At 60.6% G+C, this 10,940-nt stretch carries 12 protein-coding genes; 5 read left to right on the forward strand and 7 right to left on the reverse strand.

Translation table 11 applies throughout. The features are described from left to right. Positions 1–71: 71 nt before the first annotated feature. From NW845_RS10880 to NW845_RS10890, 3 genes are all read right to left on the reverse strand, one after another. The gene (locus tag NW845_RS10880; protein ID WP_414378520.1) at positions 72–737 is read right to left on the reverse strand and encodes an alpha/beta hydrolase; all 666 of its coding nucleotides are present in this window, start codon (positions 735–737) and stop codon (positions 72–74) included. Positions 738–772: 35 nt separating this feature from the next. Further along, on the reverse strand, positions 773–1,786 hold the full coding sequence (gene hemF / locus NW845_RS10885; RefSeq protein ID WP_414366155.1) for an oxygen-dependent coproporphyrinogen oxidase: 1,014 nt from the start codon (positions 1,784–1,786) through the stop codon (positions 773–775). A gap of 126 nt (positions 1,787–1,912) precedes the next feature. After that, the gene (locus NW845_RS10890) at positions 1,913–2,155 is read right to left on the reverse strand and encodes a Ycf34 family protein (protein ID WP_414362132.1); all 243 of its coding nucleotides are present in this window, start codon (positions 2,153–2,155) and stop codon (positions 1,913–1,915) included. A 221-nt stretch (positions 2,156–2,376) separates the two neighbouring features. Between NW845_RS10890 and NW845_RS10895 the strand changes: the two genes are divergently transcribed. The 4 genes from NW845_RS10895 to NW845_RS10910 all read left to right on the forward strand — a co-directional run bounded on the left by NW845_RS10895 (position 2,377) and on the right by NW845_RS10910 (position 5,680). Further along, on the forward strand, positions 2,377–2,673 hold the full coding sequence (locus tag NW845_RS10895) for a hypothetical protein (RefSeq protein WP_414366143.1): 297 nt from the start codon (positions 2,377–2,379) through the stop codon (positions 2,671–2,673). Between the two features lie 235 nt (positions 2,674–2,908). Next, on the forward strand, positions 2,909–3,061 hold the full coding sequence (locus NW845_RS10900; RefSeq protein WP_414366145.1) for a hypothetical protein: 153 nt from the start codon (positions 2,909–2,911) through the stop codon (positions 3,059–3,061). 65 nt (positions 3,062–3,126) lie between these two features. Further along, on the forward strand, positions 3,127–4,440 hold the full coding sequence (locus NW845_RS10905) for an MDR family MFS transporter (RefSeq protein ID WP_414366146.1): 1,314 nt from the start codon (positions 3,127–3,129) through the stop codon (positions 4,438–4,440). Positions 4,441–4,462: 22 nt separating this feature from the next. Then, complete coding sequence (locus tag NW845_RS10910; protein WP_414366148.1) at positions 4,463–5,680, forward strand: NAD(P)/FAD-dependent oxidoreductase; 1,218 nt, start codon at positions 4,463–4,465, stop codon at positions 5,678–5,680. Here NW845_RS10910 and proC read toward each other — a convergent pair. From proC to speB, 4 genes are all read right to left on the reverse strand, one after another. Continuing rightward, entirely contained in the window at positions 5,666–6,469 is an 804-nt protein-coding gene (gene proC, locus NW845_RS10915; RefSeq protein WP_414366150.1) for a pyrroline-5-carboxylate reductase, read from the reverse strand. The two genes, NW845_RS10910 and proC, sit on opposite strands and share 15 nt — an antisense overlap. Positions 6,470–6,474: 5 nt before the next feature. Beyond that, positions 6,475–7,044, reverse strand: coding sequence for a cell division protein SepF (locus NW845_RS10920; RefSeq protein WP_414378524.1), 570 nt, complete (start codon positions 7,042–7,044; stop codon positions 6,475–6,477). Between the two features lie 575 nt (positions 7,045–7,619). Beyond that, the gene (locus NW845_RS10925) at positions 7,620–8,342 is read right to left on the reverse strand and encodes a YggS family pyridoxal phosphate-dependent enzyme (RefSeq protein ID WP_414333442.1); all 723 of its coding nucleotides are present in this window, start codon (positions 8,340–8,342) and stop codon (positions 7,620–7,622) included. A 147-nt stretch (positions 8,343–8,489) separates the two neighbouring features. Then, complete coding sequence (gene speB, locus NW845_RS10930; RefSeq protein WP_414378521.1) at positions 8,490–9,395, reverse strand: agmatinase; 906 nt, start codon at positions 9,393–9,395, stop codon at positions 8,490–8,492. A 186-nt stretch (positions 9,396–9,581) separates the two neighbouring features. On the opposite strand from speB, the gene NW845_RS10935 reads away from it, so the two are divergent. Continuing rightward, a complete protein-coding gene (locus tag NW845_RS10935; protein ID WP_414378523.1) occupies positions 9,582–10,334 on the forward strand; it encodes a DUF561 domain-containing protein in 753 nt (250 codons plus the stop codon). Positions 10,335–10,940 lie beyond the last annotated feature (606 nt).

The following is a 10,940-nucleotide window of genomic DNA, read 5'->3' on the forward strand; positions in this document are numbered from 1 at the left end:
GCAGAAGAAGAGACAAAAGCTCTGCTGTCAAGCGGGTGAGGAAACCCCACCCGCCTACGCGGTGGGGTAGTTCATTTTTTGTCCAACTGACTTTGCAACCACCCTTGGATATCCCGCAAACTTTCTGGGGAAACCTCGTGGCCCATTGCGTACTCGCGGTAGGTAAAGCTTAGGGGCAAAGAGGCAAAGTAGTCGCGGATCTGGCGGCCAAAAGCCACCGGCAAGACGGCATCGGCGGTGCCGTGAACCACCAGGATACTGAGGTGCTGCAGCCGGGCGGGTTCTACCGCCTCAGCTAGGATCTCTGGCGAAAGGCGACCGCTAATTGCCACCACCCCGGCCAGCTTTTCAGGCTGGGTGAGAGCCAGATACAAGCTCATAATTGCCCCCTGGCTAAACCCCAGCAAATACACCTGCGCCGGATCCAAAGCCAGGCTCGGGATCCCCTGATCCAGAAAGTGGCTTAAAAGCTCCCGGCTGCGGCGGGCTTGCTCCGGATCCCCCACCAGCCCTTCCGGCGTCCAAGCCATTTCAAACCAGGCAAAGCCGCCCGCCCCCCAGGGAAGCGGTGCCCTTAGGCTAATTACCGCTAGGCGGGGATCCAAGTAAGGAGCCAATTGGAGGAGATCCCCCTCGTGGCTGCCGATCCCGTGCAGCATCACCAACACCGGCACCTTTCCAGGCCTACCTTGGCGGGGGGGTTGCAAGCGGTAGGCAAGGGGCAGAGAAGAAGACACTGCACTCCTCAGGAAGAGGGACGCCTATTGCTGGCCTAGACCCACTCCCGGGGCTGGCGCAGCACTTCGTAGAGCTGGGCTTCCCAGCTATCGGGCGGCGGCTCGTAGCCGTATTCCCAGCGCACCAATGGCGGCAATGACATCAGGATCGACTCAGTGCGGCCTTGGGTCTGCAGCCCAAAGATCGTGCCCCGGTCGTAGACCAGGTTGAACTCCACATAGCGCCCGCGCCGGTAGAGCTGGAACTGTCGCTCCCGCTCCCCCCATTCCATCCCCTGCCGCCGCTCTACAATCGGCACATAGGCCGGCAAGAACGCCTCGGCACAGGCTTGCACCAGCTCAAAAAGATGTTCCCAACTGCGGGATCCCACCCGCGCCTGGAGTGGCGGCGGCTCAGAGGCAAGCTGGTCAGGATCCGCTTCTGCCTCCCCCTCAGGACGGTAGAGCAGCCCGGGCCGGTCGTCTTGATAATCAAAGAAAATGCCACCAACGCCGCGGGCCTCGCCCCGATGGGGCAAGAAGAAGTAGCGGTCGCACCAGATCTTAAAAGCCGGGTAGTAGGCCGGATCCAGCCGGTCGCAAGCCGCCTTGATGGTGCGGTGAAAATGGGTTGCATCCTCCTCAAACAGGTAGTAGGGGGTGAGATCCATGCCGCCGCCAAACCACCAAACCGGCCCTGCTTCAAAATAGCGGTAGTTGAGGTGAACTGTTGGCACATAAGGGTTGCGGGGGTGCAACACCATAGAGGTGCCGGTGGCGTAGAAGGAATGACCTGCTGTCTCCGGACGCTGCTTGAGGATCGAGGGGGGCAGCTGGGATCCGAACACCTCGGAAAAATTGACCCCTCCTTGCTCGAACACCCCTCCCTGCTGAATGACCCGCGAGCGACCGCCGCCACCGCCAGGACGCTCCCAACTGTCCTCGCGAAACTTGGCTTTGCCGTCCAGTGCCTCTAGTCGAGCACAGATCTCATCCTGGAGATGCCGCATAAACTGGCTTACTCGTTGACGAGCATCCAGCAGCGGTGCTGTCGGGCTTGCGGTCAGCATCATCGTCTTCCCGTCTCTCGAAATGGACAAAACAACTCCTCTACTAAGGGCAGACCCCCGCCTCAGGCCTTGCAGGCGCGGAGAACCCTTCTCGGCAATCTAGGCCATCTCTAGATTACTCTAGTTTTAAGTGGGAACGACCGCGTGGGGGCGGAGCCTTGCCCACTTGTTCCGCTCCTCGCGAAAACTCTGGCAGGCCACCACATCCCACTCCATCTCGGTGCCCCCGTTGCGGATATTGACGTTGATCTGGGGTCCTTGCGGCTCAAAATCCGGCGTCAGGGTGAGGTGGGGCTGTTGGTGCTGCGCTTCCACGGCGTGATAGGTGGTGCAGCGATCCACATAGTAGCAGTGAATACAAATGCACATGGCTGCTGCCTACCCGAAAGAGTCTGTGATCTCGACAATAGCATCCTGTCTGCGGAGAGACGGGGGATCCGGCTTGCTCAACCGATCCTTGAGACATTTCTTAGGAAAGAGAGGCATTTCCCCTTCTCTCGTCTAAAATCTCAAGGTACTCATCCACCCATGAGGCTAAGGCTTGGTTCCTGGTCAGGATCAAGCCAAGCAGGCTATCCTGAGGAATTGCCATGAACACCCACACCCGCTACCGCTTTACCTGCACCCTCTCCTTTGGGGATATCTACGGCCAGATCATCGTTTGGCTAATCGTGATTTTTGCCGGCCTGGGCGCCGCCCTCTCTTTGATGAACAGCCCCCTCTACGCCTTTCTCACCATCGCGCTGATCTTGGTCATCTCCCTGCCTTTTCTGCTCTTTGCCTTTGTGACGACGCTGCTCAACCACATCGAGTTTGTGGCTGTTCCTTCAGAGGAAGAAGAGGAAGGGCGCACTGGGGCGGCCAAGTCGCCAGTGGCCGTCAGCTAGCAGCAGTCTAACCTAGCGGCCCCAGGGAGGAGCTGGGGGCAGGGACAGCGGCGCTTTCTCTATTAAGGGTTGTTTAAAGCTTTGTCAAATTTTGTTATAGTTGGATCCAGCAGCCTCGCGGCTTGATCCCTTTGCCGTTGGCACTTCCTAACTGAGGAAGGCGACAGGCGGTCTACAGCTGGCTCAAGAACGGGCTGCAAGACCGTTGAAGAGGTGCATGCAGGGGTGATGTGAGGTGAGGGAGAATAACTTGATCCAGCTCGACTACCGAGTGTACCGGCTGGCGCGGCTGTTGAGCGAATACCTCAATTTGGGGGAGTTAATTGCGGTTTCCGCTGGATCCCTGGAGGAGGAGCCGCTGGCTCCCGCCGAGTGTTCTGCCTGCTGAGCTGGATCTGGCGCCAACAAGCGGGATCCCGTAGGCTAGGTAACTTGTCTCCCGTTGCATCTCCTATGCGGATCCCTTCCTGGTGGCCACAGCTCAGTTTTCAGGTCTGGCTAATCTTCGTCGGTCGGCTGCTTTCCCAAACCGGAACCGGCTTTGCCCTCTTCTACACCCCCCTCTTTTTTGTTGACCAGGTGGGGCTAAGGGCCACTCAAGTGGGGCTGGGACTGGGCCTCATGGCTCTAAGTGGCGTGCTTGGCCGCATTCTCGGCGGCTCAATGGCTGACGGCGCTTGGGGGCGCCGCTCCACTTTGATCCTCTCGCTGGCCATTTCTGCTGCTGGCTCGTTTGGGTTTGCCCTCTCCCAGGGTTTCTACAGTTTTGCCCTGGCCAGTCTGGTAGCGGGGATGGGTCAAGGTTTGTACTGGCCACCAGTGGAGGCAATTGTAGCCGACCTAACCACGCGCGAGCAGCGCAACGAAGCCTATGCCCTCAACCGCCTGGGGGATAACTTGGGCCTCAGCCTCGGCGTGGCCATGGCCAGCGCTCTGGTAGCCCTGACAAAGAACTACCGCCTCTTGTTTGTTATCGACGGCCTCACCTACTTGATTTTTCTAGCGCTGCTCTGGTTTTGCATTCGGGAAACTCGGGTAGCTCAGTCGGCGGCAGAGCCCCTGTGGGCCGGCTGGAAAACTGCCCTGAGGGATCGCTCCCTGGTGGTGTTTGCCCTGGCCAACATTTTCTTCACCACCTACATTGCCCAGCTCAGCAGCAGCTTGCCCCTTTACTTGCGCAAGGGGGCTGGGATCCCTGAGGTACAGATTGGCACGTTGTTTGCCCTGCACGGCGCCCTCATTGCCCTGCTGCAGCTGCCGGCAGCTCGTTGGCTCAATCGCTGGACGCGCGTCCGTGCCCTCCAGGGATCTGCACTGATGTGGGGGCTGGGATTTGGATTGATTTGGCTCAGCAGCTTGGCAGCGCAGTTGGGAGCGATGCCAGCTATGGGGATGGCGGCTTTGGCCTTGGCGGTGCTCTCGTTGGCCTTGGTGAGCTACAATCCCTCCGCTTCGGCGCTGGTGGCAGATTTGGCCCCGGATCATCTGCGGGGGGTCTATCTGTCGATCAACTCCCTCTGCTGGGCAGTAGGCTTTGCTATCGGGCCGCTAATCGGGGGGATGGCTCTGGATCTGCCGCCCCCTTGGGCAGGAGGGCTGTGGCTCTTCTGGGTGTCTACCGTCAGCCTGGTTTGGGGGATCCTCGGCTTTTTGGATGGCACCCTACCCTGCAGAGTCAATGCGGCGACGGCCTCTCCGCCGCAAGCGGCTGTTCCCCTGCGCAAGGCAGAGCCCCAGGGTAGGAAGCTGGATGGTTTGTTAAGCTGATGTTACCTTCAACCCTCGCAGCATGAGTCGTATTTGCATTCTTGGGGGTGGCTTTGGCGGGTTGTACACAGCCCTGGAGCTCGTCCGCCGACCTTGGCCGGAGCCGCCACAGATTACGCTGGTGGATCGGCAGGAGCGCTTTGTCTTTGCCCCGTTGCTCTACGAGCTGCTCACGGGCGAGCTGGAAGACTGGGAGGTGGCTCCCCGCTTCCAGGATCTGCTGCCGCCAGAGTCGGTGCAGTTTTGCCAGGGCTCTGTGCAGTCCATCGACCTGAAAGCCCGCCGCGTCCTGCTGAGAGAGGGGCAAAGCCTGGAGTACGACACCTTGGTGCTGGCGCTGGGAGGGGAAACCCCTCTGGAGAGCGTGCCGGGAGCAGCGGAGTTTGCCTTTCCCTTCCGCACCCTGGCAGATGCCCAACGGCTGCGGGCCCACCTGAAAACTCTGGAGGCGCGGGATCCGGCTCAGCCGATAACTCTGGCCATTGCCGGGGCGGGGGCAAGCGGCGTGGAACTGGCCTGCAAATTGGCAGACCGGCTGGGATCGCGGGGACGGATCCGTCTTATTGAGGGGGGATCCCGGATTTTGTCGGGCTTTGCTCCTTCCAGCCGGGAGGCGGCCCAAGTGGCGTTGGCCCAACGGCGGGTGCAGGTGGAGTTGCAAACCAAGGTTTTGGGCATCGAGGCCCTGGGTGAGAACAGCGCCCCCCCCTTCCGCCTACAATTGCAGCGGCTGGAGGCCCAGGAGACGGCTACGGATCTTGTGGATGCGGTGCTGTGGACCGTCGGAACCCGACCGGCAGCGGTGATCGCCAACTTGGATCTGCCCAAAAGTGAGCGGGGACGGCTGCAGGTTTTGCCCACCCTGCAAACTCCCCCCTTTCCAGAAGTGTTTGCCCTGGGAGACGTAGCGGCGGTGGTGGATGCCGAAGGCCAGCCGGTGCCCGCCACCGCCCAAGCAGCTTTTCAACAGGCCGGCTATTGCGCTTGGAACCTGTGGGCCTTGCTCACGCAGGAGCGGCCCCTGCTGCCGTTCCGCTACTTTTCTCTGGGGGAAATGCTCAGCTTGGGGACGGATACGGCGGCGCTTTCTACCCTCGGCGGCCTCACCCTGAGCGGCCCCCTGGGCTATTTGGCCCGACGAGCCATCTACCTGGTGCGTCTACCTACCCTGGAGCACCAGCTCAAGGTGGGATGGAACTGGATCACCCGCCCGCTGTGGCAGGCCCTAGGAGCCCTGTAGCTGGCGGGAGCGCTCGTAGGCTGCCCGCACCGCCTGCATCAAGGCCCCCCGTACTCCCCCCTCTTCCAGGACTTGGATCCCGGCGATGGTCGTTCCCCCTGGGCTGGTCACTTGATCCTTGAGAAGGGCGGGGTGGAGCTTCTCGTGCTGTAAAAGGGCAGCCGTGCCCGCCAAGGTCTGCATCGCCAGTTGGGTGGCGAGGGGACGCGGCAGACCCACCCCCACCCCCCCGTCGATCAGCGCTTCCAGGATCACCGCCAAATACCCCGGCCCCGATCCCGACAGGGCCGTCACCGCATCCATTTGGCTTTCGGCCACCGTCACCACCTGGCCTACAGCCCGAAACAACCTTTCCACCTGCTCCTTCTGATCAGGCGTCACTCCTGGCCCGTAGCAGATAGCCGTGATCCCTGCTCCCACCAGCGCCGGTGTGTTGGGCATGGTGCGCACCACCCTCTGCTGGGGAAAAGCCTGCTGCAACTGCTGCAAAGGGATCCCGGCCATAATCGAGATCACCAACTGCGCGGCGGACGGCTGGCCCATCTCAGCCACCACCTGCGGGAAAACCTGGGGCTTGACGGCCAAAAATACAATCTCAGACTCTCCCGCCTGAGATAGATCCGCCAACAGCCGAATGCCCAGCTCCTGCTGTAGGGTCTTGGCCTTGTCCGGGTCGGGCTCCCGCAAAGCCACCTGAGCTGCAGGATAAAGCCCCGCAGTCACCCAACGCCGCAGCAGGGCGGATCCCATGGCTCCCCCCCCGATCACACTCAGCAGTGGTCGCTCCATACTGGCTAGTGCTGGCCCACCGCCTGCAAATGTTCATAGCTGCTGGGCCAGAGAGGGGCAGGGCTGTGCAAGGGACGCTGCAGCGGCTGCACCCCTTGGCTACTGGGGGTGGAGACCGTCACCGTGCTGGGGGTGAACAAAAAAATGTTTTCGCCAATGCGCTCCTGGTGGCCATCGATGGCGTAGGTGCCACCGGCAACAAAATCCACCGAGCGCTGTGCTTCGGCGGGATCCATCAGGGTCAAGTTCATGATCACCGTCTTGCGCTCCCGCAGGTACTGGATGACTTGAGCCATCTCGTCAAAGCTGCGCGGCTCCAGCACCACCACTTCGCTGGTGGGTGGGTTGACGCCCGGTAATCCAATTACGTTGCTCCCCATACTGCCCCCTGCTAAGCGATCCCGAGGTTGACTGCGCCGATGGCCCCGCGACTCTTCTCGACCGGCAGACCCTTCCCCGGCTTCCGCTCCCCGTTGTCGGCGTCCGCGTGGAAGGGCACTGGCTTCCTGCTCTTCAGGAGCCGGTTGGGAACGGCGTCCCTCGTAGAGCACTTTGTAATCATCCTGCTCTTCCATCTCAGGGTACTCTTCCAGGCCGTCCACGGGATCATTCAGGCCCACAAAATCTCTTACCCTGCTCCAAATTCCATTGACATTCATCGTCCAAATCCTCACTACAGGTCATGGTTTGCGGCAAGCGCAGGATTCAGCCTCTTGATTGGATCTTGAGTGGCCCAGTCAAGCCAAAGGGCATCTCCAACCTTTATTTTTTTAGTTAAAGTCTTTCAGAAGGTCGAGACAGGGTTTGCTCAAGAAGCTGCCGAGGCAGGTTAACAAAACCCATGGGTTCGACGAGTCGAGTTTACCCAGAAGAAGTGAAGATGTCATCCCACTTGTCCAGCCACTGCTTTGGCCAGAGTCTACTGCGCTCCTTGTCCAGCTTGAACACGTGTTAACGGGAGTGACGCAAATGATTACAAGTTTCCCTAAAATTTCCCCGACAGGGTAAATTTTGGGCGGGATTGCCCTGTTTTTGCCCGATTCAGGCCGAACTCCAACCCAGAGCGTGCCCTGCAGGGCAACTCCGGAGTTGCGCGGCTTTACACAAAATTTAATCACAATTCAGCGGCTTCATGGAGGCTCCATCTATGCTATTTCCGCTCGGCATCGGCGAACAAAGCGCGCCCCAGCCGAATCAGGTTGGAGCCTGCGGCTACCGCCAGGGGGTAATCGTCGGACATGCCCATGGAGAGGGTGTGCAACTGCAGATGCTCGTAGCCGCTGCGCTGGATGTGATCGGCCAACTCGGCCAGCTTGCGAAACAGCTCTAGAGCTGCCTCTGAGCTCAAGCCCAAAGGCAAAATGGTCATCAGGCCCACAATTTGCACCTGTAGCAGTTGGTTCAGTTGCGGCAGGCTTTGCAGCAGATCGGGGATGAGCCAGCCGAATTTATTGGGATCCGGGGCCAATTTCACCTGCAAGCAGAGCTTGGGGGTAAGGTGCAGCTCCCAGGCTTTTTGGTTGATCAGCTTGGCCAGGCGCAGGCTATCAACGCTGTCAATCCAGGCAAATTGTCTGAGGGCCGGCTTTACCTTATTGGTCTGCAAATGCCCGATCAAGTGCCAGACAATATCGGTCAGATCCTGCAGTTGCGCCTGCTTGGCGGCTGCCTCTTGCACTCGGCTTTCGCCAAAGTGGCGGATCCCGGCTCGATAGGCGGCGCGGATGTGGTTGACGCTGTAGCCTTTGCTCACCGCCATGATCTCCACATGGCCTGGGATCCGGGCGCGGATGGCCTGAATGCGGCTGTGAATGAGCTCTTCGTCAACGGGGGGCGGCGACGCTTCAAGGGAGCTGGAAGAAGGCGGAGACATGGCTAGGGCCACCTAGGAAGCTAGCAGAAGATCTCGACAGAGAGAGTCCAGTCCTCGTTTTGTCTGGATACTTCGAGATTGGAGCCGGTGCTCCAGCGGCCAGGTGGAAACAGGGGGAACCCAGCCATAGCCCAGTTCTTCTGGAGCCTAGCCCAAGGCCGCTGCCAGGATCTGATAGGCCAGCTTGGCGGCGGTGAAGGCGCTGCGGCGATCGGTTTCCCGTTCCCCGGTGACCGCCAGCTCCACCACATCGGCGCCGACGATTTGCCGCTGCTGCCCCAGGGCCCGGATCAGCTCTACGGTCTCCCACCAGCCCAAGCCGCCGGGTTCAGGGGTGCCCGTGGCCGGCACGACCGCAGGATCCAACCCGTCCACATCCACCGTCAGGTAAACCTGGGATCCCAGCGTGGCGATCACCTCGGGGATCCACTCCTGGGCTGGCTTGCCGTGCAGGCTGTGGGCAAAGAAGGTGTGCAAGCGGTGCTTGCGAATGGCCTGGCGGTCTTCGGCGCAGAGGGAGCGGATCCCCACTTGGGTGAGGCGGCCGCCCACTTGCTCCACCACACGGGCCATGGCGGAAGCGTGGGAGTAGCGGGATCCCTCGTAGCTGTCTCTCAGGTCGCAGTGGGCATCGATCTGCAGCACGTGCAGTTCTGGGTAGTGGGGCAGGTGGGCGGCAATCAAGGGGCCAGTGATGGAGTGCTCCCCGCCAATGGAGAGCAGGAACCGCCCTGGCCTTACCCACTCGGCAGCGCGGCGCTGAATTGCGGCCATGGCCAACTCGTGGGCGTCCAGCCCCTCGAACTCCACTGGCGGCGCCGTCCAGTAGCGGGAGGTCTCTGCGGCAAAGTCGGGGTGGAGGGCCGGCTGGCAGTCTCTCACCTCGTCGTAGATCTCTACATAGGCAGAAGCCTGCAACAGCGCCTGAGGGCCTTTGGCCGTGCCTTTGCCGTAGGAGGTGGTGGCCTCGTAGGGGATAGGCAACAGAATGGCTTGGGCCAGCTCCGGATCCGGCTCAGCCAGGCCCAAGAAGGGGAAAGGAGAGCGGTACATGGCAAGAGCAGAAGAGGGGATCCCTATTGTATTGAAAGATCTTGGGATAGCCCGCAAAGATTGGGGTAACCGGCCAAGGGCGGATCCCTTGTAGGATGGCAGCAAACCCTCTAGACTGAGCAAAGGTTGCCCCAGCCGATTTGCTTTCACTCCTCTTGTATCCCGTTTCAACAAGCTAACGAGCCTATGACCACAGCCTCTCAAGCTGCCCTTTTCGACGCCCTTGCCCGGCGCCGTGCCCTCAAGATCATCAGCGGCCTGCAAAACTTCGACCTGCAGTCGGTGCTGAAAGTCACCCGTGCCGCCCAGGAGGGAGGAGCCACTTGGGTGGACATCGCCGCCAGTCCCGAATTGGTGCAGCAGGTGCGAGCGCAAATTGATCTGCCCATCTGTGTGTCGGCGGTGGAGCCGCAGCAATTGGCTGCCGCTGTGCAGGCGGGGGCCGACATGGCCGAAATCGGCAATTACGACAGCTTCTACCCTTCGGGCCGCATCTTCTCCGCTGCGGAAGTTCTAGAGCTCACCCGCCAAACCCGCTCCCTGCTGCCGCGCACGCTTTTGTCGGTAACCGTTCCCCACACGCTGCCTTTGGATCAGCAGGCGGAATTGGCCGAGAAACTGGAAGATCTGGGGGCCGATCTCATCCAAACCGAGGGCGGCACCAGCGCTGAGCCCCGTCACGGCGGATCCCTAGGCCTGATTGAGAAGGCTGCCCCCACCCTGGCTGCCGCCTATGAGATCAGCCGGGTGGTCTCGCTGCCGGTCATCTGCGCCTCTGGCCTCTCAACGGTGACGGTGCCCCTAGCCATCGCTGCCGGCGCTTCAGGAGTGGGGGTGGGCAAAGCTGTCAGTCGCCTTCAGGATGAAGTGGCCATGGTGGCCCAGGTGCGAGCCCTCACGGAAGCTTTGTCTGAAGCACGGGTGCCGGCGCTTGTTTGAATTGGATGGGAGAGTCCTTTTCCCGGTGGGGTGGCTGTGCGCCACCTCTTAAAGTTTTGGCCTTGGCCGATCTAAGGGGGAGCCGGTTGCAGGCTAGAAAGGCAGCTTCTGGAAGAGAGCGGCAAGTGGCAACTGGAAGCCAGGGATCACCTCTTCCCGATCGAGGGTATCTGCGGACTTCAGCAGGCGCTTTGGCTCGTGGGCGGAGCGATAGACCAACACAGAGGGATAGCTTGGTGGCCCCGTACTCAGCGCTCCGCGCCGCTGACGCGAGTAGGGCGGGGCGGAAAAGTCCGTCAGAAATTTTAGTTGCTCATCAATCGTATAGTTGTCACCAAGGTGAGCCTCTAAAACGGTGAAAAACCCGACTGGTGGCAAGCGTTCGGGGGAGATTAATCTCTCAGCCAACCTGCAAGGAGTCCGTCCCGCTGACGCGAACAGAAAAGTCAGCAGAACTTTGGGGATTTGCTTCAAGGAATTGGCTAGAGGCGTCTTGACAACACCGTTACGGGTTCAGCAACGGACTGCGATGAACTACCCCACCGCGCAGGCGGGTGGGGTTTCCCCATCCGCTTTACGGCGAGATTTTTGTCTCTTCTTCTGCCC

It is taken from the genome of Synechococcus sp. H60.2, from assembly GCF_047462315.1.
GTDB lineage: Bacteria > Cyanobacteriota > Cyanobacteriia > Thermostichales > Thermostichaceae > Thermostichus.